The sequence below is a fragment of the Pantoea sp. paga genome (genome assembly GCF_007558755.1).
Lineage (GTDB): Bacteria > Pseudomonadota > Gammaproteobacteria > Enterobacterales > Enterobacteriaceae > Pantoea > Pantoea agglomerans.
Genome location: NZ_VLTF01000001.1, coordinates 53,670 through 79,597 on the forward strand (window position 1 = coordinate 53,670; position 25,928 = coordinate 79,597).

The following is a 25,928-nucleotide window of genomic DNA, read 5'->3' on the forward strand; positions in this document are numbered from 1 at the left end:
ACAGACCATGAAGCAACGGTTGCTGGTGATAGGTAATGGCATGGCGGGAATGCAGATGGTGGAGAGCCTGCTGCAACGTGCGCCGCAGCGCTACGCCATCACGGTCATTGGCCGCGAGCCGCACGGCAATTACAACCGTGTGCTGCTGTCGCCGGTGCTGGCGGGTGAAACGCCGTTCAGTGAAACGCTGATCCACGATCGCGACTGGTATGAGCGGCACGGCGTCACGCTGCTATCCGGCGAAACCGTGCTGCAGGTCGATCTGGCGGCACGTACAGTGCAGACCGATTATCGCCAGCTGGGCTGGGATCGGCTGGTGTTTGCCACCGGCTCACAGCCCCGTTTGCCCGCCATTCCCGGCATCGACGCGGATTGCGTACTGGGTTTTCGCAGTATCGCCGACGTCCGGCAACTCCTGACAGGCCAGGGACCGGTGGTGGTGTTGGGCGGCGGTTTTCTCGGCATTGAAGCGGCGGCGGCACTCGGTGCCCGTGGACGTGAGGTTACGCTGGTTCATCACAAGCCCTGGCTGCTGGATCGCCAGCTGGATGCAAAGGCGGGCGAGCTGTTGCTGACGTCACTCCAGCAGCGCGGTATCCGCTGCGTGCTGAACAGCGGACTCACGGCGATTGACGAGGCGGGTGTGACGCTGACCAGCGGCCGTCACTGCGCCGCCACGCAGGTGGTGATTGCCATCGGCGTTCAGCCGGAGATAACGCTGGCGCAGGCGGCGGGGCTGCCGTGTCAGCGCGGCATTCTGGTCGATGGGCAGTTACGCACAGCGCTCCCGTCGGTGTACGCCGTAGGCGAGTGCTGCGAAATTGCCGGCGAAACCTTTGGCCTGGTCGCACCCTGCCTGATGCAGGCGCAGATTCTGGCCGCGCAGCTGGCGGGGTCGCCACTGGCGGATTTTGTCAGCCAGCCGCAGGCGACGCGGCTCAAAGTCAGTGGTATTTCGCTGTTCAGCGCCGGGGACGTCAGTGAGGCGCCCTCCATCAGCAGTTTTGATCCGATCTCCGGCGACTACCGCCGTCTGTTTCTTCGTCAGGGCCGCCTCTGTGGCGTATTGCTCTCTGGCGACACCCGGCAGGGTCCCGCGCTGCTGGCGCGTCTGCTGCGCACCGAAGCTGTCACGCTCGAAGCCCTGTTCGATTCCCGTCAACCTGAACCGCAGCCGCAGGCTGCAGAGAGTCCTGAGATGAGTAAACCGGTATTAGCCGTGGTGGGTCACGGCATGGTCAGTCACCACTTTCTTGAACAGCTGGTTGCCCGCGAACTGCATCAGCACTACCACATCGTGGTTTACGGCGAGGAGCGTCAGCAGGCTTACGATCGGGTGCATCTGTCGGACTATTTCAACGGCAAAACGGCCGACGATCTGTCGCTGGTCAGCGCGGACTTTTTTACCCTGCACGGCATCGAACTGCGCAGCGGCTGCGCAGTCGTAGCGATCGATCGTCAGCAGCGCAGTCTGCGTGACAGCGCGGGCAATGAGCTGGCGTGGGATAAGCTGGTGCTGGCTACCGGCTCGCGTGCTTTTGTACCGCCGGTGCCGGGCCACGATGGCGAACGCTGCTTTGTCTACCGCACGCTGGACGACCTTGATGCCATAGCCGCATGCGCCCGCAATAGCCAGCGCGGCATTGTGATTGGCGGCGGCCTGCTGGGTCTGGAGGCGGCGAATGCGCTGCAGCAGCTCGGGCTGGAAACCCACGTGGTGGAGTTTGCGCCACGCCTGATGGCAGTGCAGCTCGATGAGGGCGGGGCGCTGATGCTGCGCCAGAAGATCGATGCGCTGGGCGTCACGGTTCACACCTCAAAACAGACCGAACTGATTGAGCGTCAGACCGACGGCAGCGTGGTGCTGCGCTTTGCTGACGGCAGCAGTTTACCCGGCGATCTGGTGCTGTTCTCCGCCGGTATCCGGCCGCGCGATGAGCTGGCACGTGAAGCGGGCCTGACGCTGGGACCGCGCGGTGGCATTGAGATTAACGATCGCTGCCAGACCAGCGATGAAGAGGTGTTTGCCATTGGTGAATGCGCACTGTGGAACGGTCAGATCTTTGGTCTGGTCGCGCCAGGCTATCAGATGGCACGCGTGCTGGCCGGGTATCTGGCGGCTGAATCCACCGCTTTCAGCGGCGCGGACATGAGTACCAGACTGAAGCTGCTGGGGGTGGAGGTAGCGTCGTTTGGTGACGCGCATGGCCGCACGCCGGGCAGTCAGCACTATCACTGGACCGACGGGCCAAAAGGCATCTACAAGAAAATCGTGGTTTCTGCCGACAGCACCCGGCTGCTGGGCGGCGTGCTGGTCGGTGACAGCAGCGACTACGCCACGCTGCTGCAGATGATGCTCAATGAGTTACCGCTGCCCACCGCGCCAGAAAGCCTGATCCTGCCTGCACTGGCCGGTGCGCCGAAAGCGCCAGGCGTTGCGGCGTTGCCTGACAGCGCCCAGGTCTGCTCCTGTCACAACGTCAGCAAGGGCGATATCTGCGCGGCGGTGAAAGGCGGATGCGGTGAGATGAGCAGCATTAAGAGCTGCACCAAAGCGGCCACGGGCTGCGGCGGCTGCGCGGCGCTGGTGAAGCAGGTGATGGAGTTTCAGCTGGAAAACCTCGGTGTCGAGGTCAAAAAAGATATTTGCGAACATTTCAGCTATTCGCGCCAGGAGCTGTATCACCTGGTGCGGGCCGGTGAGTTCAAAACCTTTGATGCGCTGCTGGCGTCGCATGGGCGGGGGCAGGGTTGTGAAGTGTGCAAACCGCTGGTGGCGTCACTGCTCGCCTCATGCTGGAACGACTATCTGCTAAAACCGGCGCATCTGCCGTTGCAGGACACCAACGATCGCTATTTTGCCAATATCCAGAAAGATGGCACCTATTCGGTGGTGCCGCGCGTCCCGGCGGGCGAAATCACGCCGCAGGGGCTGATCGCGATTGGCGAGGTGGCGGCGCGTTACGATCTCTACACCAAAATCACCGGTGGTCAGCGTATCGACCTGTTTGGCGCGCGGCTCGATCAACTGCCCGATATCTGGCAGACGCTGCTGGCGGCGGGTTTTGAAACCGGTCACGCCTACGGCAAGTCGCTGCGTACTGTGAAGTCCTGTGTGGGGTCGACCTGGTGCCGCTACGGCGTGCAGGATTCAACCGCTTTCGCCATTGCGCTGGAGAACCGCTACAAAGGGCTGCGCGCCCCACACAAGATCAAGATGGCGGTATCGGGCTGTACCCGCGAATGTGCGGAAGCGCAGAGCAAAGATATCGGGGTGATCGCCACGGAAAAGGGCTGGAATCTCTATGTGTGTGGCAATGGCGGCATGAAGCCGCGCCACGCCGACTTGTTCGCCAGCGATCTCGATGATGCCACGCTGCTGCGTTATGTCGACCGCCTGCTGATGTTCTATATCCGCACCGCAGACAGGCTGCAGCGCACCAGCGTCTGGATGGACAATCTGGAAGGCGGCCTGGACTATCTGCGTCAGGTGGTGATTGAGGATAGCCTCGGGCTGGGCGCGACGCTGGAGCAGGAGATGCAGCGGGTAGTGGACGCGTATCAGTGCGAGTGGCAGACCACGCTGGCGGACCCGTCGCGACTTGCGCTGTTTACCCCTACGGTCAACAGCGATCGCCCGGATGAGACGCTGCACTACAGCCGGGTGCGCGGTCAGCGTCAGCCGGAGGCCGTTGCCGCTCGTCCGCTGCTGCAGATGCCCGCCGAGCCGTGGAGCGCCATCTGCGTGCTGGAGGCGATTCCGCAGCAGGCGGGGATCGGGGCGCGACTGGGTAGCGAACGTGTTGCGCTGTTCCGCTTTGGCGATGCGCTTTTTGCGCTGGAAGACCGCGAACCTGGCAGCGACGCCAGCGTGCTGTCGCGCGGGATTCTGGGCGATGTGGGCGGCGAGCCGGTGGTGATCTCCCCGCTCTATAAGCAGCGGATACGGTTGCGTGACGGGCAGAGCCTGGATAACCCGCAGCATCAGCTGCGCTGCTGGCCGGTGAAGCTGGAAGCGGGTCAGATCTGGCTGGCAAATCGCCCGCTGGATCAGCTGGCGCAGGCATCATGAACAGCACCTGTCCCTATTGCGGCGTCGGCTGTGGTGTCTGCGTCACGCCGCAGGGACCTCATCAGGCAACCGTAATTGGCGATCCGCACCATCCCGCGAATGCAGGTCGGTTGTGCGTCAAAGGCGCAGCGCTGGGCCAGACCCTGACGCCGCAAGGACGTTTGCTGAACGCCGAGGTTAACGGGCAGCGTATCAGCCTCGACGCTGCGCTGGATGCAGCAGCGGCAGGATTACGCGCGGTGATTGATCAGTATGGCCCGCAGGCGGTGGCGTTTTACGGCTCCGGCCAGCTGCTGACGGAGGATTACTACGTCGCCAATAAGCTGATGAAGGGCTACATCGGTGCAGCCAATATCGATACTAATTCGCGGCTCTGCATGGCGTCGGCGGTGGTCGGTTATAAGCGGGCGCTGGGGGCCGACGCGGTGCCCTGCTGCTATGAGGATCTGGAGCAGGCCGACCTGGTGCTGCTGGTGGGGTCTAATGCTGCCTGGGCGCATCCGGTGGTGTGGCAGCGGCTGATGCAGGCGAAGCTGCAACGTCCGGCGATGCGTATTGTCGTTATCGATCCGCGGCGCACGGCGAGTTGCGATCAGGCCGATCTCCACCTGCCGTTGCGGCCCGGCAGCGATACGGCGTTGTTTTCCGGTCTGCTGCACTGGCTGGCGCAGCAGGATGGCATTGATACCAGCATGTTGCCGCACCTGAATGGCGTGGACGAGACGCTGACCGCCGCAGCGCAGTGGGATATGGCGCGAGTGGCAGAGGCATGTGACTTAACCGTGCAGCAGGTCGCGCACTTTTTCCAGCTGTTCAGCCAGTACGAGCGGGTGCTGACGCTGTGGTGCATGGGGATTAATCAGTCGGCCACCGGCAGCGACAATAACCAGGCGATTCTTAATCTGCATCTGCTGACGGGCAAAATAGGCCGCGCGGGCTGTGGTCCTTTTTCGCTGACCGGACAGCCAAATGCCATGGGCGGACGGGAGGTGGGTGGCCTGGCGAATCAGCTGGCGGCGCACATGAATTTTACTGAAGCGGATTGCGAACGGGTGCAGCGTTTCTGGCGCAGTCCGGCCATTGCCCGGGAACCGGGGCTGACTGCGCTGGATCTTTTCCGGGCACTGATGGATGGCACGGTGAAAGCAGTGTGGATTATGGGCACCAATCCGGCGGTGTCGATGCCGGAGGGCAACCGCGTCGCGCAGGCGCTGGCGGCCTGTCCGCTGGTGATTGTGTCAGATGTGATGGCGCAGACCGATACCAGCGCCTTTGCCGATATTCTGCTGCCCGCCCAGGGATGGGGCGAGAAGAACGGCACGGTGACCAATTCCGAGCGGCGTATTTCACGTCAGCGCGCTTTTGCCGCCGCACCCGGTGACGCCCGGCCTGACTGGTGGTTGCTGTCGCAGGTGGCCCAGCGTTTAGGGTTTGATAAAGGCTTTAACTGGCAGCATCCGGCAGAGATTTTCCGTGAGCATGCGGCGTTGTCAGGTTTTGAGAACCGGGGCGATCGGGCGTTTGATATCAGCGGCCTGGTGCAATTGAGTAACGCTGACTGGGATGCGCTGCGTCCGGTGCAGTGGCCGGTTAACGCTGCCTGTCCGCAGGGCAGCGCCCGGCTGTTTGGCAATCGTCGGTTTTTTCATCCGGATGGTAAGGCCCGGTTGCGGGTGCCGGCCACGCCCGTAGTCGCCCCGCGCGAACCGTCGTATCCGTTGCTGATGAATACCGGACGGGTGCGCGATCAGTGGCACACCATGACGCGTACCGGGCTGGTGCCGCGTCTGATGCAGCATTGCGATGAACCGTTTGTCGCGCTGCATCCGGCTGATGCGGCAGCGTATGGCGTGACGGCGGGCGGGCTGGCGCGGGTACAGTCTGTTCAGGGCTGGATTAGCGTGCGGGTGCGTGTCGATGCCGGGATGCGTCGGGGCGAGCTGTTTGTGCCGATGCACTGGAACCGGCAGTTCAGTCAGCAGAGTCACGTTGATTTGCTGGTGGCCGCCCGTGCCTGTCCGTTTTCGGGGCAGCCCGCGCTGAAGCAGACGTCGGTGCGGATTCTGCCGTTGACGGTGAGCTGGCAGGGCTGGCTGTGGCAGCGCGGGATAGCACAGCCCACAGGGTTGCGTTACTGGGCGCGTACCCCCTATCTGGCGGTGCAGCGTTATGCGGTGGCGGGCGAAGGTTCGCCGCAGGTCTGGCTGGACAAGCAGGTTGTTCTTTCAGGCTGTCACAGGCAGGTTGCGACCGGCAGCGGCAATGATTACCGGTTGCTGGCATGGCGTGACGGCGAGTTGCAGCTGGCGTTTTATGCCGGCTCCGTGTTGCCGTCGATTGATAGCGCGTGGGTCGCCGAGGCCTTTAGTCATGCGCCACAGGATGCAGCAGGGCGGCACGGTGTACTGGCAGGACAGGCCGCGCAGGGCGGGGCCTCGGGACGGATTATTTGCAGCTGTATGGCGGTGGGTGAGCAGACGATTTTGCAGGCGGTGGCGCAGGGGTGTCGTACGACTCAGGCGCTGGGCGAGAAGCTAAAGTGCGGCACGCAGTGCGGCTCCTGTATTCCGGAGCTGAAGCAGTTGTTGCTGTCCAAAGTGATGTCGGAGGAATGATGACACGAGCAATTGATTCTCTGGATAAGTTACTGGCCCCGGTGGATGCCGTGTCGCAACAGGGCGCGGTGTGGCTGGTGGGTGCGGGCCCTGGCGATGTGGAACTGCTGACCGTTAAGGCGTTGCGGTTGCTGCAGCGTGCTGAGGTGGTGGTATATGACCGTTTGGTGAGTGACGCGGTGATGGCGGAGGTGCCGGAGCAGGCGTTGTGTATCGATGTGGGTAAGCAGCCGGGGCAGCATGGTCTGAAGCAGGCGCAGATTAATCAGTTGCTGGTGGAACTCGCGCGCAGTGGACGCAATGTGATCCGACTGAAGGGGGGCGATCCGTTTGTTTTTGGTCGCGGAGGCGAGGAGATGGTGAGCGTGCAGCAGGCCGGGATTCGCTGTGAGGTCGTACCAGGGATTACGGCGGCCGTGGGTTGTGCGGCAGCCAGCGGGATTCCATTGACGCATCGGGATTGCGCGCAGTCTTTGCGGTTGATTACCGGGCATGGGCGGAATGGCGAGCCGCAGCTGGAGGCGGCTGCGCTGACGGCGGTGAATCAGACGCTGGTGTTTTATATGGGGTTGAGCTGGAGTGCGTCGATTAGTGCGCAGTTGCAGGCGCAGGGACGTGATGCGGAGACGCCGGTGGCGATTATTGAGAATGGGACCCGGCCCGATCAGCGGGTGTTGATTACCACGCTGGGGGGATTAGCGGAGACGGTGGCGCGGGATAAGCCGGTGTCTCCGTCGTTGCTGATGGTGGGTGAAGTGGTGCGGTTTTATCGGGCGGATTTGCAGGTGCGGATGCAGGTGCAGGCGGTGGGGTGACGGGGCTGCAGGTGCGGGCTTTTGCTGGCAGGCAGGAACGGTGTGGCAAGACGGTGCGGCGTGCAGGTAAGACCTGCCTGATCGCAAAGGGATCCCGCATCCCTGCGGACTGGGCTCGCCATCCCTGGCTCGCACACTTTGCTCTTCAGGCAGGCCTTACCTGCACTGTTGGCATTGGTGCGGGGTTTTGCGGGAGCGGGTCGGTATTAGGTGCAGGTTTGTTTGGGTGAGAAGGCAGGAATGGTTTGAAGAGCCGGTGCGTTGTGCAGGAAAGGCCTGCCTGATCGCAAAGGGATCCCGCATCCCTGCGGACTGGGCTCGCCATCCCTGGCTCGCACACTTTGCTCTTCAGGCAGGTCTTACCTGCACTGTTGGCATTGGTGCGGGGTTTTACGGGAGCGGGTCGGTATTAGGTGCAGGTTTGTTAGGGTGAGAAGGCAGGAATGGTTTGAAGAGCCGGTGAGTCGTGCAGGTAAGACCTGCCTGATCGCAAAGGGATCCCGCATCCCTGCGGACTGGGCTCGCCATCCCTGGCTCGCACACTTTGCTCTTCAGGCAGGCCTTTCCTGCACTGTTGGCATTGGTGCGGGTTTTGCGGGATCAGGTCTGGATTGAGTGCGGTTGATGAGAGTGGAAGTGCCCGAGCAGGGCGAAAAGGGCAGTGAAGTGTGGGAAGGCAGGCCAGGGTTGGCAAGACGGTGCGGCGTGCAGGAAAGGCCTGCCTGACCGCAAAGGGATCCCGCATCCCTGCGGACTGGGCTCGCCATCCCTGGCTCGCACACTTTGCTCTTCAGGCAGGCCTTACCTGCACTATTGGCATTGGTGCGGATTTTTCGGGATCAGGTCTGGATTGAGTGCGGTTGATGAGAGTGGAAGTGCCCGAGCAGGGCGAAAAGAGCAGTGAAGTGTGGGAAGGCCGGCTGGGGTTGGCAAGACGGTGCGTCGTGCAGGTGAACTGTATAAAAGACGACGGAGCTTTAGCTGGCTTTAAAGCTCCTCCCACGCAGGCAGGTTGTGAACTTTTTTTCGATATGCGTGAAACAGTGCCATTGTCGTACCGAAGAACAGGCCTGCGATCAGATTGGGTATCAGCGAATAATTGTCGTCAGACACGCCCGGAAGAGAAGGCAATAAGAGCAGCAGTGGCATCATCAGCGTGTACATGCTGGCAAACACCACAAGATTGAGCCAGAACGGAGTAAAACCCGGGGGTGGAAGATGGATATTCATTTTCCATAACAAACGATGTAATGGCGGAGCAGAGTTACTCGGCCATATTTTCTTCGCTGCCATCAGGGCTAAAGCCCGCGCTTTCCTGCGCTCGAAAATCTCGTTTTTCATCGTTTTATCATCCGTTACATCCCTGCTTAGCATTCGCTCTGGAGCGTAACTTAATCCTGTGGCTGTCTGATGACAGCGAGTGGCTGAATCGATATTGTTTCGACAGGCATTACATTACATCGCCCGCTTCAGCGGGGCCACCAGCACTTTCACGCCTAGTGCTTCAAACGCTTTGACCTGCGCAGTGCTGATGCCGCTGTCGGTGATCAGGTAGTGGATATTGCTCCAGTCACAGGGCAGCGCGAACATCGAAACCTTGTCTATTTTGCTGGAGTCAGCGACCACGTAAACCGTGCTGGCAGATTTGATCATCGCCAGTTTTACCTTGATGTCAGTTTCACTGGGGAAGCTCAGGCCCAGACGCGGCGAGATGCAGGCGGTCGCCAGGAAGAGTTTACCGGCCAGCACGTTTTCGAAGAAGCTGGCCGCCTTTTCGCCGGAGGTAGAGAGCGTCGGAAATTTAAAGGTACCGCCGGTCAGCAGGATGTTGATCCCCGGCTCGCCACCCAGTTTCAGGGCGATATTCACCGCGGTTGTCACGACCGACAGGCGGCGGATGTGGCTGATGGCATTGGTGATCGCGGTGGTCGTGGTGCCGGAATCGAAAATCACCGTGTCGCCATTTTCGATATGCTGCGCCGCCAGCCGGCCTATCGCCTCTTTCTCTTCCAGATGCGTCTGCCGCTCCAGCAGCATCGCTCCGGTATTTTGTTTGCCCGTCATCAGCGTCGCGCCACCATGGTAGCGCTGCACAAAGCCCTGTTTTTGCAGCATGCGCAGATCGCTGCGTAAGGTGGCTTCGGTCAGTCCAAAGGTCTCCGTTAAAGCTTTAACCGTGACCGTGCCATCCTCACGGATCATCTCCAGAATTTTCTCGCGGCGTTGCTGCATGTCAGCGAACTGCTCACTTTTGCTTTTCAATCGAAATGCTCCCTTTTCCAATAACCTGAGAAGTCGGGCGAACAAGGTCTTTGTGGCTGAGTTTAACGCGCCATTTTTATGAATGCGAGATAGCCTGATCTGCCTTTGATTTTCGAACGAAAATATAAAATGTGCAGGTTATTGAATCTCTCATGCTTTCCGGTTTGCAGCCAGCCGCCTTTATTTCGGGACTGGAAGCCAGATCACGTCTTTTCAATCAGATAAGCCGCTTTGCAGGGCAGATGGTCGAAATTTGATCTGCTCCACACAACGTTTCTTTTCGATAGCTTATATTTTTGTTCGAAAATGAGTGAGTCAACGGCATCGGCAAAAATCTGAGGGGAAGAGTGGGATGAGTGGTGAATATGACGTAAACCTGCGCTACGGCGTGGATACCGCAATGAATCTGGCCGGCAAAGTGGCCGTCGTGACCGGCGGGCTGGGCGGTATCGCGATGGCGACCAATGGCATGTTGCTGGAGAAGGGAGCGAGTCTGGCACTACTCTATCCGCCGTTTGAAGCAGAGAAGGTCGCCAGCCTGAAGGCAGATTTCCCCGGCGAGCGGGTGCAGTTTGTCTGCTGTGACGTTACCGATCCCGCGTCGGTTGAACAGGCTTTTAACGATGTGGTTTCCCACTATGGCCGGATCGATATCCTGGTGAACTGCGCAGGCTACGTGATGCTGCAGCCGGTGATCGAGACCGATTTTGCCGAGTGGCAGAAGCAAATTGCGGTGAATCTCACCGGGCCTTTTCTCTGCTCACAGGCCGCCGCACGGCTGATGATCCGTGCCGGTGCGGGCGGCAAAATTATTAATATCGCCTCCCAGGCGGCATCCATCGCTATCGACAACCATGTCGCCTACACCTCAGCCAAAGCGGGCCTGCTGGGCATGACCAAAGTGATGGCCAAAGAGTTTGCTCCGCATCGCATCAACGTTAACACCCTGTCGCCCACCGTGGTGCTGACGCCGATGGGCGAAAAGGCCTGGCGCGGCGAGAAGGGCGAGCAGATGAAGAAGCTGATTCCGCTCGGACGCTTTGCCTATACCGATGAGATCGCCGCTGCGGTGCTGTTTTTCGCCAGCAACGGCAGCGACATGATCACCGGCGCCGATTTGATGATCGATGGGGGCTTTACCATCTGGTAAGGCCAATCCAGCACCCGGGAATTCATACCCTGCCATAACGATAAGAGAGAACATCATGAAAAACCGTACCTTGCTGTGCACTGCCGTGGCTGCCTGTCTGGTTTCGCAGGCGGCGTTTGCCGCCGAAAAGGGCACCATTATGATTCTGGTTAACTCACTCGATAATCCCTACTACGCCTCCGAAGCCAAAGGCGCCAATCTCAAAGCGCAGGAACTGGGTTACAAAACGACGGTGCTGTCGCACGGCGAAGATGTGAAGAAACAAAGCGAACTGATCGACGCCGCTATCGGTAAAAAAGTGCAGGGTATCGTGCTGGATAACGCCGACTCCACCGCCAGCGTGGCGGCGATTAAAAAAGCCAAAAATGCCGGAATTCCGGTGGTGCTAATCAACCGCGAAATCCCGGTGGATGACGTGGCGCTGGCGCAGATCACCCACAACAACTTCCAGGCGGGTTCAGACGTTGCCAACGTCTTTGTTGAAAAGATGGGCGAAAAGGGCAAGTACGCCGAACTCGCCTGTAACCTGGCGGACAACAACTGCGTGACACGCTCGAAATCGTTCCATCAGGTGCTGGATCAGTATCCTGATATGCAGAGCGTGGCGCGTCAGGATGCCAAAGGCACCCTGATCGACGGCAAGCGCATTATGGACAGCATCCTGCAGGCCCATCCGGATGTGAAAGGGGTGATCTGCGGTAACGGCCCGGTGGCGCTGGGCGCCATTGCCGCGCTGAAGGCGGCCGGTCGCAACGATGTGATCGTGGTGGGCATTGATGGCAGCAACGACGAACGCGATGCGGTGAAAGCGGGCACGCTGAAAGCCACGGTGATGTTGCAGGCGCAGGCGATTGCCGCTGAAGGGGTGACCGATCTCGATAACTTCATTCAGAAGGGCGTGAAGCCGGAAAAACAGCGGGTGATGTTCCGCGGCATTCTGATTACCCCGGAAAACGCTAAAGGTGTACAGGACTTTAACTACAAGTCGTAATTAAACGCTGTCGCGCCTGCGAAAGCGGGCGCCAGGGAGAAGATGATGTCCCGAAGAGTCTGGCTGACGCTGGTGGTCTTGCTGTTAAGCGGCTGCAAAATTGTGTCGCAGCAGGAGCTGGCTGCCCTGAAAAATCCCCCCAATCCGAAAATGGCGAACATCGACCAGCTCTGGCAGCAGAAACTGGTGCCACAGGTTCAGGCAGAGGCTAAACCGCTGGCGACGCTGATGAAGTCGCTGCAGTCTGCCAAAGACTTCGACAGTGCCTGTCAGAGCTACGGCTATCGCAGCCAGGCTGAGAATCCCTGTGTCTTCAGCATCTCGGTCAGCGGCGAGGTGACCGCCGTGAATACCACGTCACGCAGCGGAAAGATGACCGTGAAAGATGAATCAGGTGACAGTGTCACTATTCAGGTCGGGCCAATCATCCGTGGCACCGCTTTGCGGGATGTCTACAAAGGCGTGAGCTATCAGGACTTCAATGACCAGGTGCTGTTTGGTGATTACGGCAAGGCGATTAACCAGCACGCCTCCACTCTGATGCAGCAGTTTGCACCGAAGGTGGGCGATAAAGTGAGGGTCTCCGGCGTGTTCAGCAGCTGGGACATTCCGCAGCAGCTGCCGGATATCACTCCGGCTGCGATCACCCGGCAATAAGGAGCGGCAGATGCAAAATCCTCAACCGCAACAGTCCGGCGACGTGATTATCGAAACGCGCAACGTGTCGCGTCTTTATCCCGGCGTTACCGCGCTCGATCAGGTCAGTTATCGGGTCTACCGCAATAAAGTTAACGTGCTGATCGGTGAGAACGGTGCCGGTAAGTCCACCATGATGAAGATGCTGGCGGGTGTAGAGACGCCGTCGTCGGGCGAGATTCTGCTGGATGGCAAGGTGGTGTCGCTGAACTCCACACATCAGGCGGAGAAGCAGGGGATCAGCATCATTTTTCAGGAGCTGAATCTGTTTCCCAACATGAACGTGATGGACAACATCTTTATCGCCAATGAGTATTTCCAGCGCGGGGTGATCAATGAAAAGTATCAGTACGCACTGGCAAAGTCGCTGCTGGAGCGGCTGCAGCTGGATGTCGATCCTTACGCGCCGCTGGGTGAGCTGGGTATTGGTCATCAGCAGTTGGTGGAGATTGCCCGGGCGCTGTCGAAGGATACCCGGGTACTTATCATGGATGAACCGACCAGCGCCCTGAGCCAGTCTGAAGTGAAAGTGCTGTTTAACGTCATCGACCAGCTTAAGCGGCGCGGTGTCACCATTATCTACATCTCTCACCGGCTGGAAGAGCTGATGGAGATTGGCGATCACATCACCATTTTCCGCGATGGCCGTTTTATCAGTGAGCGCGAGGTACGGGACGCCAGCGTGCCGTGGATTATCGCCCAGATGGTGGGTGACAAGAAAAAGCAGTTCGACTATCAGCCTGCGCCACAGGGGGAAACGGTGCTGGAGGTAGAGTGCCTGACTGCGCTGCATCAGAACGGCGGTTACAAGCTGAATGAGGTCAGTTTTACGCTGCGCAAAGGCGAGGTGATCGGCATTTATGGCCTGCTGGGGGCCGGACGCACCGAGCTGTTTAAGGGGCTGATTGGCCTGATGCCCTGTCAGTCAGGCCGGGTTCGGCTGGCGGGCAGGGATCTGGCGAAACGCAGCTTCCAGCAGCGGCTGAAAAGTGGAATAGCGCTGGTGCCCGAAGATCGCAAAGGCGAAGGGGTAATTGAACTGATGTCGGTCACCGCCAACATGACGCTCTCTGACTTCAGCCTGCGCGGTTTTCGACGTGCGCTGGGGCTGTTGAATCCTGCCAGGGAGCAGCAGCGGGTCAGTGAGATGATCGGCCATCTGGCGATTAAAGTCAGCGATCCCGACCTGCCGGTTACGGCGCTGAGCGGCGGTAATCAGCAGAAGGTGGTGCTGGGTAAAGCGCTGATGACCGGGCCGCAGGTGGTGCTGCTGGATGAGCCAACGCGCGGTATCGACGTGGGTGCCAAAACCGACGTCTATCACCTGATTGGCAATCTGGCACAGCAGGGGCTGGCAGTGATGTTCTCCTCCTCTGAACTGGATGAGGTGATGGCGCTGGCGGACCGCATTTTAGTGATGGCCGATGGCCGGATTACTGCCGATCTGCCGCGCGCAGCGGCGACGCGAGAACATCTGATTGCGGCATCAACCCCGCAGGATTAAGAGCCTGACCCATCAGGCTATTTTATTTGTCCGTCTGAACCTGGGCAGAGGTCACACAGGCTGCTTTAGCAACCTGAACGCCCGTCAGGGCGGCCCTGAAGGGGCGAGCACAGCGAGTAATCCTTACGTACTGCGTGTACGTGCCGGCTGTTCCGCGCTGTCCGTGTCCAGACTGCCTGCAACAATTACGCCTGGTGGGCCAGGCTCTAAGCTGGCCGGAGAATGTAATGAACCAAAAATATCTGCTCTATATGTACCTGCTGAAGGCCCGCACCTTTATTGCGTTGCTGATTGTGGTCGGCTTTTTCAGCGTGATGGTGCCGAACTTTCTCACCCCCTCTAACCTGCTGATCATGACGCAGCACGTGGCGATTACCGGCCTGCTGGCCATTGGTATGACGCTGGTGATCCTGACCGGCGGTATCGATCTCTCGGTGGGTGCGGTCGCCGGGATCTGCGGCATGGTGGCGGGCGCACTGCTCACCAATGGCATCCCGTTGTGGGGCGGCAATACGCTGTTTCTCAACGTGCCTGAAGTGATTCTGGTCGTGGCCATCTTTGGCGTGCTGGTGGGGCTGATTAACGGCACGGTGATCACCCGACTGGGCGTTGCACCCTTTATCTGCACCCTGGGCATGATGTATGTGGCGCGCGGTGCGGCGTTGCTGTTCAACGACGGCGGCACCTACGCCAACCTGGTGGGAGTGCCCGCGCTGGGCAACACCGGCTTTTCGCTGCTTGGTTCCGGCACCGTACTGGGCGTTTACCTGCCGATCTGGCTGATGCTCGGCTTTTTACTGCTCGGCCTCTACCTGACGCGCAAAACCCCGCTGGGTCGTTATATCTACGCCATTGGCGGCAATGAGTCCGCCGCGCGACTGGCGGGCGTGCCGATTATCAAGGTGAAAGTTTTTGTCTACGCCTTTTCCGGCCTCTGCGCCGGACTCGTCGGACTGGTGGTGGCCTCTCAGTTGCAGACCGCGCACCCGATGACCGGCAACATGTTTGAGATGGACGCCATTGGTGCCACCGTGCTGGGCGGCACAGCGCTGGCGGGTGGACGTGGCCGGGTTTCCGGCTCGATTATTGGCGCTTTCGTTATCGTCTTCCTGGCGGATGGCATGGTGATGATGGGCGTCAGCGATTTCTGGCAGATGGTGATCAAAGGTCTGGTGATTGTGACTGCGGTGGTCATCGACCAGTTCCAGCAACGTCTGCAAAGCAAAGTGGTGCTGCTGCGTCGCCATGAAAAAAAGCAGCAGGCAGCCCCCCTTACTGATGTTCGTCACAGTTAACAGGAGCGATTATGAGCCGCGAACAACGTGGAAAAACAGTGGTGATAACCGGTGCCTGTCGTGGCATCGGGGCCGGGATCGCGGCGCGTTTCGCCCGCGACGGGGCCAGGCTGGTGATGGTGTCGAATGCTGACCGGGTGTTCGCTACAGCTGACCAGCTTCAGCAGCAGTATGGCAGTGAGATTCTGGCGCTGCAGGTCGATGTCACGGATGAAGCTGCGGTGCAGCAGCTCTATCAGCAGGCCTTTGAACGCTTTGGTCAGATCGACGTCTCGATACAGAATGCGGGCGTGATCACCATCGACCGCTTCGACACCATGCCGAAAAGCGACTTTGAGCGGATTCTGGCGGTTAACACCACCGGCGTCTGGCTCTGCTGCCGTGAAGCGGCGAAATATATGGTGCAGCAGCGCAGCGGCAGCCTGATCAACACCTCATCGGGACAGGGACGACAGGGTTTTATTTACACGCCGCACTACGCCGCCAGTAAAATGGGGGTAATAGGCATTACCCAGAGTCTGGCGCTGGAACTGGCGCCGTGGAACATTACGGTCAACGCTTTTTGTCCCGGCATCATTGAGAGTGAGATGTGGGATTACAACGATCGCGTCTGGGGCGAGATCCTCAGCAGCGAGGAGAAAACCTACGGCAAAGGGGAGCTGATGGCGGAGTGGGTGCAAAACATTCCGCTGAAGCGTGCCGGTCAGCCGGAAGATGTTGCCGGCCTGGTGGCGTTTCTGGCATCAGAGGATGCGCGCTACATCACCGGGCAGACCATCAATGTGGATGGCGGTTTAATCTTCTCCTGATGCGGTGAGAGATCGCAGGCCTGCTGTAAACGCAGGCCTTTTTCTGACCCGGACTTTTCTGTTATATGCACAATTCGCCGCTGCTGTCCTGCATCGCCGTCACAATATGTTAAGGTAATAGCTGATGATTTTTCTTTAATTGCAGCTACGAACTAATCAATGTGCCGGGTGACATGATACGGAAAACAGGGGTTCTCTCTTTGATTGCGCTGTCGCTGACTGCCACGCAGAGCGCCCGCGCTTTTCAGACTGAAACAGCGGTGTCAGAGACGCCATTCGACGATCCTGCGCGCTACAGTCAGTCGCTGCCGACGCTCGGCGGTGCCAGCGATCAGGATGAAGAGTGGAGCAAAAAGCTGGCGGCCGTGGCCAAAAGTATCGGTGAAGCGAGTAACAACAGCGACAGCAATGTCACATTTGGTCAGCAGGCGGGCGTCTGGGCGTTCAATCATCTGCGCGATGAAGTGGCCGATCGGGTTGAGAGCGAAGGGCAGTCACTGCTTTCCCCTTACGGCACCGCGCAGCTGGATCTGAAAGTCGACATGAACGGAAACTTCACTGGCACCGGCGGCGATCTCTTCAGCGCACTGGCCGACGAAAACAGCCGGCTCACCTTCAGCCAGCTTGGTCTGCACGATACCGGCGATGGCCTGGTTGGCAATGCGGGACTGGGGCAACGCTGGGATGCCGGTGACTGGCTGCTGGGTTACAACGGCTTTGTTGACCGCGTGTTCAGCAGCGGTCTGCAGCGCGCCTCTGTGGGCACGGAAGCGTGGAGCGATTCAATGCGCTTCTCGGCCAACTACTATCAGCCGCTTTCCGGCTGGAAAAATCTGGACGATTCGCAGCAGCAGCGCATGGCGCGCGGCTACGATATTACCAGCCAGAGCTATCTGCCCTTTTATCGTCAGTTGGGCGTTTCGGTGAGCTATCAGCAATATCTGGGTGAGAATGTCGATCTGTTTAACAGCGGCAACCGCTATCACAATCCCTCCGCCATGTCTTTTGGTCTCTCTTACACCCCCGTGCCGCTGGTGACGCTGTCTGCTACCCATAAAACCAGCAGCGCCGGTGAGAGCCAGGATCAGCTGGGGCTGAAACTCAACTATCGCTTTGGCGTGGCGCTGCGACGTCAGCTCGATGCCGGAAACGTCGCTGAGGCGCACTCCCTGCGCGGCAGCCGTTACGATACCGTCACCCGCAGTGATACGCCGGTGCTCGCTTTCCGTCAGCGCAAAACGCTGTCCGTGTTTCTGGCCACACCGCCCTGGCAGTTAAGCAGTGGCGAGAGTCTGCCGCTGAAGCTGCAGGTGCGCGCCAGCAATACTATCAAGGCGGTAAGCTGGCAGGGCGATACGCAGGCGCTGAGCCTGACACCTCCTGCCAGTAACGCCGATCCGCAGGGCTGGAGTGTGATCTTACCGCAGTGGGATCCGTCGCCAGACGCCAGCAACGAATATCGCCTGTCGGTAACGCTGGAGGACAGCAAGCAGCAGCGTGTGACCTCTAACTGGATCACCCTGAAAATTCAGCCACCGATGACCGTGGACGAGGCCCCGCAGAACGATCGCTATGATTTGATGGCTCCCGGTGGCGCCACACTGTAGCGAGCAGAACGACGCACGTTGCCGGATGTGTTTGCCCGGATTGTGGGCGGGCCGATCCTGCACCGCGCTACCAGTAACATCATGTTGCAATCATCAGCCGCGACTATCACAGCGATGTATAACGCGCGTCGCCTGAATGCCGATAACTACAGCAATTCCAACTTCTTCTGGTCCTGCTGATGCGTCTGAATTTTCTGAAATGCCTTCTCCCTTCTTTTTATCGTCAGCGTGGCTTGCATTCTGCCGCGTCATTCCAGTCGCTGGGGCGCGCTATGCCCGTAATTGAGTTCACGCCTGCTGGAATTATTCAGAAAGCCAGTCCGCTATTTCTGGCCACCATGGGATACCGGGCAGATGAAATCGTGGGTCAGCATCACAGCATGTTCTGTCCGGTTGCACTGGTTAACTCACCAGAATATCAACGGTTCTGGCAGCGCCTGGCGGCAGGCGAAAGCTACAGTGACAAATTTCTGCGGCTGGCCAGCGGCATGCGTCCGGTCTGGCTTGAGGCGAGCTATATTCCGGTGACTGACCGACGCGGCAGGGTCTTTAAAATTATTAAAATTGCCGCTGATATTTCTGAAAGGATGCAGTCATCCCTGGAGCAGACGTCGATCATTAATGCCATCAGCCGCTCCATGGCGGTGATCGCCTTCAGCCCTGACGGGCACGTACTCGAAGCAAACGACAACTTTCTCAAGGCCACTGGTTATCAGGCTACTGAGGTAATAGGGCAGCATCACCGGTTATTCTGTTCAAAGAGCCTCTCTCAGAGCGATGAATACCGCCAGTTCTGGGCGCGACTGAATCAGGGCGAATTCTTCTCGGGTCAGTTTCCCCGCCTTAACCGGCGTGGCGAACCGCTCTGGCTCAGAGCGACCTACAATCCGGTGTTTAACAGTGACGGACAGCTCACTAAAATTGTTAAATTCGCCAGCGATGTTACGGAACAGGTGCTACGTAATCAGCAGGAATCTGATGCGGCGTTAAAGGCATGGAATATGGCCGCTCAGACGCGGGGAAGCGCACAGGCGGGTGCGGATGTTATCGACAACAGCATTCAGATGATCAGCCAGATTGCCGCAGAGATGAGCGTTGTGTCGGCAGATGTTACCCGCCTTAACAGCCAGTCTGACAGCATTGATGGCATGGTTGAAACCATCAGACGTTTTGCCATGCAGACCCGACTTATTGCACTTAATGCCGCTATTGAAGCGGCGCGGGCAGGCTCATCGGGCCGCAGTTTTGCTGTGGTGGCGGCAGAAGTCCGTAACCTGGCAGCCTCAGTCAGTAGCGCGACTGAGGAGATTGAACGGGTAGTGGTGGGGAATAATCAGTTGGCCAGAGAGGTTTTGCGGGGATTGAAACCTCGCTGGCGAGTACCAGTCAGGGCGTTATGCTGATGCGTGAAGCGGGAGAGGTGATTGCCAGCATTCAGAAAGATTCAGAGCGCGTGGAGAATGCCGTGAAAGAGGTTGCCCGAGCGGCACAGGGTGAATAAAGGCGTTTAAGCCGGGCGGATGAAAGGGCCGGTAGAGGGGTGGTCCTGCCTAAAAGGAATTAACAGGCGAGTGTTATGCTGTTAAACAGGACCGCCCGGCTGCACCCGGACTTTTATGTATTCCGCGCAAAAATATCGCAGCTGATAGGTGTTCAGGCGATTAAAAAGCCGTCGTTCAGCCGGTCAGTGACACTTCAGCGAATCATGGCCATCACAATACGCACGGCTCTGGCGTAGACCTCTCGCTGACCGTTTACCGACCGTGCTTGCTGATGCTGCAGGAATGCGATTATTTCCTGTATGCCTGCCGTCTTGCCTGACTTCAGCAGGCTCGACACAGCCTCTCCTACTACGGCATGGACGTCAGCCATATCTGCCGGTTTATCAGTACTCAATAGAAACTCCAGCGCAACCGTTCTGCTGAATAGCATCTGAAGGGGCAACACTCAGGCGATTCAGCTTTATCAGCCTGCTCACAGGTTTATGATAAGCCGGCATCATGGCAGGGCCTTAAGCAGCTTTTCACGCAGCGTTGCCACCTGAGTCGTCAGATCACCGAGTTCGCTACAGGCGGTATCCATCACCGAGATCATATCAGCCGGGACGCCAGCCGCCGCGACTTTAAGCTGGTGGCCCTGTTCTGTCAGAGAGACCAGCACCCGGCGCTCATCATTTCCCATGTCACGCTGGCGGCAGATAATGCCCGCGCTTTCCAGCCGCTTCAGAAGCTGGCTGAGCGTGCCGGAATCAAGCCGGACGCGTGCACCAATATCAGAGACGGTCAGGCGATCTTTTTCCCACAGCACCAGCAGCACCAGATATTGCGGATAGGTCAGACCCAGCGGTTTTAACCGCGACTGATAGAGCTTTGTCATGGCAAGTGAGGCGGAGTAGAGCGCAAAACAGAGAAACTGGTCGATGGTTTCAGGCGCTGCACTGGCGGGAGGCGTATCGGAGAACCCCGCGGGTTCATCATTCATATCTTTACTCATTCTGAGTCCGGGGTGGGACAGCCAGACCCCAGGCTGTTGGACAGCCGTGAAGTCTCGCGAATAGTATCTCGGGGAGATGTTGATTTCGGCAGCATCTCTTTTCTGGTTTACAACACCAGACCTTTAAGCGCTATCGCAGCGGGAGAAAAAGCCTTTAGCTGCGACGCCGATTGAAAGTCGGCACAGTATTGAGTCAAATTAAATTGAAGTCAATATAACCGGTCGCAACCCTTGCGCGCAACGTGCGCCGGGTGCAACGCCGCGAAGATCGGCAGGACAATTTCAGCATTTAACCCAGGCTGAAGCCGCCCGCCGATAGGGCTTATACGGTGAAGGTCTCTACCATGCCGCGCAGGTCGCGCGCCTGGGCCAGCAGTGACTGCGACGCAGAAGAGGACTCTTCCACCAGCGCGGCGTTATTCTGCGTGACGCCATCCATCTGACTCACCGCAATACTGACCTGGGAGATGCCCTGCATCTGTTCTCCGGAGGAGAGGGAGAGGTTGTCCATGGCATCGGCCAGTTCACCGACGCGGCTGACAATCTTCAGGATGCGCTCACCCGTTCCGGCCGCCACGGTCACGCCATCTTCGACCTGCGTCACGGCCTGCTCAATCAGCTGCTTAATGTCGCGTGCTGCGGTGGCGCTGCGCTGGGCCAGCGAGCGGACTTCACCCGCGACCACGGCAAATCCGCGACCCTCTTCACCGGCGCGTGCCGCTTCGACGGCGGCGTTGAGCGCCAGAATATTGGTCTGGAAAGCGATGCCTTCAATCACCGACGTAATATCGCGCACCCGAACGGCACTCAGCGAAATGTCATGCATGGTTTCTGACAGGCGCTGGACATCTGCTTCGCCCGCATGGGCCAGGGTGGCGGCCTCGCGCGCTGAACCGGCAGTCTGATGCGCGCCCGCGGCGTTGCTTTTTACCGTGGCGGTGAGTTGCTCCATACTGGCGGCCGTTTCCTGCAGCGCAGCAGCCTGCTGCTCGGTACGGGATGAAAGCTCGGTATTGCCCTGCGAAATCTCATCGGCCGCCAGCGCCACCGAGGCGGATGCCCCTTTAATCTGCGTAACCAGTTCGCGCAGGTTGGTCTGCATGCCGCTGAGCGAGGCAAGCAGGCTGGTGCTGTCGCCACGGCGCAGCGTGACCGGCGAGGTGAGATCACCGGCGGCAATCGCAGCAGCCAGCATCTGAGCCTGCACCGGTTCGCCGCCCAGCTGACGCATCAGTATCCGCACAATAAACGCGCAGGTGACGACGGCAGCCAGCACGGAGAGCACCGCCAGGATGATCAGTATCCAGGTGGTGCGGGCGATGGCGATGCCGTTATCCACCACCGCATCCCGGCTGCTGCGCATCTCAAGCTCGGTCAGATCGTTTATCGCCTTCAGCAGGATCTGCTGAGCCGGACGCGCCACCTTTAACAGATAGTCGGTGACCTCCTGCTGACGATTGTCCATCCCCAGTTTTCCGGCGGTCATCAGCGTGGAGAGGGCGGCCTCTTCAGTGGACTCGATTCTGCTCATCGCCTCACGTCCAGCCTGTCCGGAGTCGGTCTGCATCATGCCTGAGAGTGCTTCGCGGTTGCTGATATAAAGCGCCCGCTGTTTTTGCAGACGTTCCCATTCTGGCTTCATAGCAACAGGATCGGTCAGCAGAGCAAGGTTACGCACCGCGATTGCCATATCCCGCACGCCACCGCGCATATCCAGCACCGTCTGGTACTTTTTCAAACGGACATTAACCACCTCATCCATACCATCGCGAGCGCTATCCAGCGCGTGAATCGCGGTGCCGGTACAGATAATAAACAGCAGAATAAGCAAGCCAAAACCTGCGCTAAGGCGCGTTGAAATTTTCATCTCTCTTTCCGGGAAAGTTTATTGGATAAACCGGTATCGGCAGGAGAGAGCACTTCTGGAGAGTTACGTTTAACTAAATTGATCACTATTTAATTTCGTGCGATTAAAAATCGCACGCCTTCTCACCCATTTAGTTCAAAAATTATATTCGGGGTAAGAGTAAAAATCCGGCCAATATCCTGATAAATCGCTGTTTATTGCCTGGCGAGTGTACGCCTTTTCGCGCGGTGCAGCGGCGCGATACGCCAGCGGCGTAACCCGTCAAAACCGCCGTAATGCACAAATTTAACCGGACGGCCCTGTTAATCTGGCCGCTGCTGCCGATAGAACACTATTCGACATTGATGACGTAACCGAGACGCATCGGGCTTCGCAGAACGTCTGTCTCACTGCCGTAAGGCGGGTGAGAACGTGCGAATGCGATGAGTAAAAATAGCGGAGGGGTGATAATTGCCGGCTGCTTAGCAGGCATTGTATGAGAAGTACGCCCCGGTTTCTTACTGAAAATTAAAACAAAACTCTGACACTTTCCATCACCGGGAACTAACGCATGCGCCTGAAACTTTTCTGGCTCGCAATGCTGAATATTGCGACCATCATTTTACTCTCCACGCTGTGGGAATTCGGGCTCGAGGCGTGGATCTCCAGCCTGCTAGGCCTGAGCTATGATCCCGATTTTGAAACCAGCGAGCGGCTACGGTTTATCCTGACCTCCACCTCGTTTGCCGGACTGGCAATGATTATTCCGGCGCTGCTTATCACAGGTCTGATCCGCAACACGCTGCGTGCGGAAAAAAATGCGCTCAGGCTGGCCGGAACTGATGCGCTGACGGGGGTCATGAATCGCCGATCGTTCACTGCACACATTGCTGCGCTTGATGCCGACGGGACGCCCTACACCCTGACGCTGCTCGACATCAATGACTTTAAGAATATCAATGATCTGAACGGTCATCGTCAGGGCGACGCCACGCTGGTCGCGCTGGCCAATCTGCTGATCGCCTCGGCGGGTACCGGGAGTCAGGTGTTTCGCATCGGCGGGGATGAATTTGCCATTGTTGACCAGGCTTCACAGGCAGAGCAGGCGCTTGCCGCCGCCGAAAGCCTCTGCCAGCATGCGGCATCCATCCGGACCGGTCCGCACACCTTCCTGAGCCTTTCCGCAGGCATTGCCAGTTCAGCCTGCACGGGTCATGCCGATGTAGTGCGGGCGGCGGATCTGGCGCTGTACGAGGCGAAGCAGGATAAGTGCGCCGGTCTGGCACGATTCTCCCCGGACATGGAGCTGCGCTTTCGCCAGCGGGAAAGGCTGGAGCAGGAAGTTGTTGCCGCCGTTAGCGGTCACGCCATCGTTCCCTTTCTGCAGCCGCTGGTTTCACTGCGCACCGGTAACATTACCGGCTTTGAGATACTGGCGCGCTGGATCACTGCGTCCGGTCAGACGGTTTCACCTGCAGAGTTTCTGCCAGTGGTGGAGCGGCTGGGGTTGATGGACAGCATGACTGTAGCGCTGCTGCAGGATGCTGTCAGTGCAACCCGGGCATGGCCAGCCGGCCTTTGCCTGTCGCTGAACATTACCCCGGAGCAGTTGCTGAGACCGTCGCTGACCAGCTGTCTGTCCAGTATTATGCAGCATGCCGGGCCGGTAATGCTGGAACTTGAAATCACCGAACAGAATGTCATGGCCATATCTGATGATGCCCGCCAGGCGATCCGTCTGCTGAAAGAGGCCGGTATCGGAGTGGTGCTGGATGATTTTGGCACCGGCTACTCCAACCTGTCGGTTTTGCTGGGGTTGGGTATTACTAAAATCAAAATTGACCAGACCTTTATCGCCGGAATCGTGACCGGATCTGAGCAGCGAAAAGTGGTGGAAACGCTGCTGGCACTCTGTCAGGGGCTTAATGTGATTATTACTGCAGAGGGCATTGAGGATGTCGCCACGCTGAGGTGGCTGAGAAAGCGCGGCTGTGATTACGGTCAGGGATATCTCTTCAGCCGTCCGGTACCTGCCGGGCAGGCCACCACGCTGCTGGCGTCCGCTAACGTGGAGGAATTGATGCAGGAAGAGGCGGTGGCCGTTAGCTTAGTCAGGTCGCTGGGCTGAAAGCGCGTAACACTCTCTGTGGCCGGGATTAAAACAATAAACGGGCCCGGCGTTCAGAGCCGGGCCCGCTGTCACATCAGAACTGGTAAATCAGACCCAGGGCTGTGATGTCGTCGGTCGCCAGGCGAAGCGGATTGTTATCTTTCAACAGGTTGATGCGGTATTCACCATAGACCGACATGTTCTTGTTGAAGTAGTAAGTGGCACCCACGGCGGTGTATTTAATGATGTCGGCATCGCCGATATTCTCAATTTCCTTGCCTTTGGATGAGACGTAACCCACGGATGGACGGAAGCCGTTCAGGAACTGATACTGCGCCACGGCTTCAAAGTTCTGCGCTTTGTTAGCGAAACCGCCGGTTATCGGCGTGGCATTCAGGGTTTCACCGTACATAGCAGCCAGATAGACCTGGTTCGCATCATATTTCACCGAGGTCGCCCAGTGCTGGGCTTTTTCGCCTTCTCCGCGTGCGGCAGCGTTCTGCGCCGTGGTGCGATCCAGGCTGGCAAACGCGCCGGCAAAGCTCAGGCCGAAATCGAAGTCATAGGAAGCGGAGAGGGCGAAGCCGTCGCCGTTAGAACGACGTACGCCGTCAATGTTACTGCTGCGATCGTTTTTGCCCTGATACTGCGCGGCAAGGTTTAAGCCGTCGACCAGACCAAAGAAATTGCTGTTACGCCAGGTCAGCACACCGGTTGAGCGGCCAGAGAGGAAGGCGTCGGTATAACCGGAGTCGCCGCCGAAGAACGGAAGCATATCGGTATAACTCAGCGCGTCATAGACCAGGCCGTAGTTACGTCCGTAATCCAGCGAACCTGCCTCGCCAAACTTCAGGCCAGCATAGCCCAGACGGGTACGGTTGGTGGCCTGTGCGTCACTGCCCTCGGAGTTATGCAGACTGTACTGATACTGCCAGAAACCGTAGCCGGTAAGCTGGTCAGTAATCTTTGTCTCGCCTTTAAAGCCAAAGCGGGCATAAGAGGAGGTATCACCATCGTTGTTGTTATCGTCAGAAAAGAGGTGTGATACGTTAATCTTGCCGACCAGATCCAGCTTATTGCCATCCTTGTTATAAACTTCTGCGGCCTGCGCGGAGGAGAGACCGATCAGTAACGGCATGACAGCCGCCAGTAAAGTGCGCTTCATCATTTAATTATTACCCTGTATTCATTAATTATTATTCCCCTGATGTGGGGTGAAAAGAAAATGACACAAAAAGATAAAAGTACAAAGTGCAATAAAAGTAACAAAATGTGATGTCTATATTCAGCTGATGGATAACAGCGAGGAACAGAAGATTAAATAGTAAAGCAATAAGATTTTCTTCTAATAAGTAATTATGAGTAATCTGATTTTATATCTATCTTTATCAATAGCTTAATCATTTAAATAGTGGTCTTAAAGGGGCTTTTTTTGTACGTTTTTAAATCAATATAGCCCCTGATTAAATTATGGATGATTATCCGATAAGAATAACCTTATAAGGCTTTTATCCTAACCATTAGTCTGCGTATTAATATTTGTTCATCTTTATGGAATATTCTTTCTGGCCCGATAATCACCTCCGGAATAATATTCAGAGTCGCTGATTAAATATTGATCACCCTGTTTATAAAATAGCCTGAAAAAGATACGTGGATTAAT

General features: G+C 57.9%; 17 protein-coding genes and 1 pseudogene. 12 read left to right on the plus strand and 6 right to left on the minus strand.

The genetic code is table 11. The features are described 5' to 3' along the window. The first annotated feature begins 7 nt into the window (after positions 1-7). Genes nirB through cobA form a run of 3 tightly spaced genes read left to right on the plus strand, consistent with a single transcriptional unit; the run spans position 8 to position 7,502 of the window. Positions 8-4,072 (plus strand): nitrite reductase large subunit NirB, encoded by a 4,065-nt coding sequence (nirB, locus tag FOV68_RS00260; protein ID WP_143990138.1) that lies wholly within the window; start codon positions 8-10, stop codon positions 4,070-4,072. After that, positions 4,069-6,687: a nitrate reductase gene (locus tag FOV68_RS00265; RefSeq protein WP_143990139.1), complete on the plus strand. Its 2,619-nt coding sequence runs from the start codon at positions 4,069-4,071 to the stop codon at positions 6,685-6,687. The genes nirB and FOV68_RS00265 overlap by 4 nt, the downstream gene beginning before the upstream one ends. Continuing rightward, positions 6,687-7,502, plus strand: a complete 816-nt coding sequence (gene cobA, locus FOV68_RS00270; protein WP_064704442.1) for a uroporphyrinogen-III C-methyltransferase — start codon at positions 6,687-6,689, stop codon at positions 7,500-7,502. Before FOV68_RS00265 ends, cobA begins: the two co-directional genes overlap by 1 nt. 987 nt (positions 7,503-8,489) lie before the next feature. Here cobA and FOV68_RS00275 read toward each other — a convergent pair. After that, positions 8,490-8,843 (minus strand): DUF6404 family protein, encoded by a 354-nt coding sequence (locus FOV68_RS00275; protein WP_235765040.1) that lies wholly within the window; start codon positions 8,841-8,843, stop codon positions 8,490-8,492. A gap of 114 nt (positions 8,844-8,957) precedes the next feature. Beyond that, entirely contained in the window at positions 8,958-9,764 is an 807-nt protein-coding gene (locus FOV68_RS00280; RefSeq protein ID WP_143990141.1) for a DeoR/GlpR family DNA-binding transcription regulator, read from the minus strand. A gap of 352 nt (positions 9,765-10,116) precedes the next feature. On the opposite strand from FOV68_RS00280, the gene FOV68_RS00285 reads away from it, so the two are divergent. The 8 genes and pseudogenes from FOV68_RS00285 (at position 10,117) to FOV68_RS00320 (ending at position 19,317) form a co-directional block, all read left to right on the plus strand. Next, positions 10,117-10,914, plus strand: coding sequence for a GolD/DthD family dehydrogenase (locus FOV68_RS00285; protein ID WP_069026140.1), 798 nt, complete (start codon positions 10,117-10,119; stop codon positions 10,912-10,914). A 55-nt stretch (positions 10,915-10,969) separates the two neighbouring features. Continuing rightward, on the plus strand, positions 10,970-11,905 hold the full coding sequence (locus tag FOV68_RS00290) for a D-ribose ABC transporter substrate-binding protein (RefSeq protein WP_143990142.1): 936 nt from the start codon (positions 10,970-10,972) through the stop codon (positions 11,903-11,905). 45 nt (positions 11,906-11,950) lie between these two features. Further along, on the plus strand, positions 11,951-12,562 hold the full coding sequence (locus FOV68_RS00295) for a DUF2291 family protein (protein WP_143990143.1): 612 nt from the start codon (positions 11,951-11,953) through the stop codon (positions 12,560-12,562). 10 nt (positions 12,563-12,572) lie between these two features. Further along, positions 12,573-14,105 carry a sugar ABC transporter ATP-binding protein gene (locus FOV68_RS00300; protein ID WP_143990144.1) on the plus strand — a complete coding sequence of 511 codons (1,533 nt, stop codon included), beginning with the start codon at positions 12,573-12,575 and terminating at the stop codon, positions 14,103-14,105. A gap of 227 nt (positions 14,106-14,332) precedes the next feature. Beyond that, on the plus strand, positions 14,333-15,400 hold the full coding sequence (locus FOV68_RS00305; protein WP_010245772.1) for an ABC transporter permease: 1,068 nt from the start codon (positions 14,333-14,335) through the stop codon (positions 15,398-15,400). Positions 15,401-15,411: 11 nt separating this feature from the next. Then, positions 15,412-16,209 carry a glucose 1-dehydrogenase gene (locus tag FOV68_RS00310; protein WP_022625770.1) on the plus strand — a complete coding sequence of 266 codons (798 nt, stop codon included), beginning with the start codon at positions 15,412-15,414 and terminating at the stop codon, positions 16,207-16,209. A 173-nt stretch (positions 16,210-16,382) separates the two neighbouring features. Next, complete coding sequence (locus tag FOV68_RS00315) at positions 16,383-17,816, plus strand: YchO/YchP family invasin (RefSeq protein WP_186289702.1); 1,434 nt, start codon at positions 16,383-16,385, stop codon at positions 17,814-17,816. A 179-nt stretch (positions 17,817-17,995) separates the two neighbouring features. Beyond that, positions 17,996-19,317, plus strand: a pseudogene (locus FOV68_RS00320) (methyl-accepting chemotaxis protein). A gap of 194 nt (positions 19,318-19,511) precedes the next feature. Here the strand turns inward: FOV68_RS00320 and FOV68_RS00325 are convergent. The 3 genes from FOV68_RS00325 to FOV68_RS00335 all read right to left on the minus strand — a co-directional run bounded on the left by FOV68_RS00325 (position 19,512) and on the right by FOV68_RS00335 (position 22,176). Then, entirely contained in the window at positions 19,512-19,712 is a 201-nt protein-coding gene (locus tag FOV68_RS00325) for a hypothetical protein (RefSeq protein ID WP_223265937.1), read from the minus strand. Positions 19,713-19,814: 102 nt separating this feature from the next. After that, entirely contained in the window at positions 19,815-20,309 is a 495-nt protein-coding gene (locus tag FOV68_RS00330) for a MarR family winged helix-turn-helix transcriptional regulator (RefSeq protein WP_143990145.1), read from the minus strand. Positions 20,310-20,631: 322 nt separating this feature from the next. Continuing rightward, a complete protein-coding gene (locus tag FOV68_RS00335) occupies positions 20,632-22,176 on the minus strand; it encodes a methyl-accepting chemotaxis protein (RefSeq protein WP_143990146.1) in 1,545 nt (514 codons plus the stop codon). 550 nt (positions 22,177-22,726) lie between these two features. On the opposite strand from FOV68_RS00335, the gene FOV68_RS00340 reads away from it, so the two are divergent. Then, positions 22,727-24,283: a bifunctional diguanylate cyclase/phosphodiesterase gene (locus tag FOV68_RS00340; protein ID WP_143990147.1), complete on the plus strand. Its 1,557-nt coding sequence runs from the start codon at positions 22,727-22,729 to the stop codon at positions 24,281-24,283. A gap of 76 nt (positions 24,284-24,359) precedes the next feature. Here the strand turns inward: FOV68_RS00340 and FOV68_RS00345 are convergent, their stop codons facing one another. Further along, on the minus strand, positions 24,360-25,433 hold the full coding sequence (locus FOV68_RS00345; RefSeq protein WP_031590496.1) for a porin: 1,074 nt from the start codon (positions 25,431-25,433) through the stop codon (positions 24,360-24,362). Between the last annotated feature and the right edge of the window lie 495 nt (positions 25,434-25,928).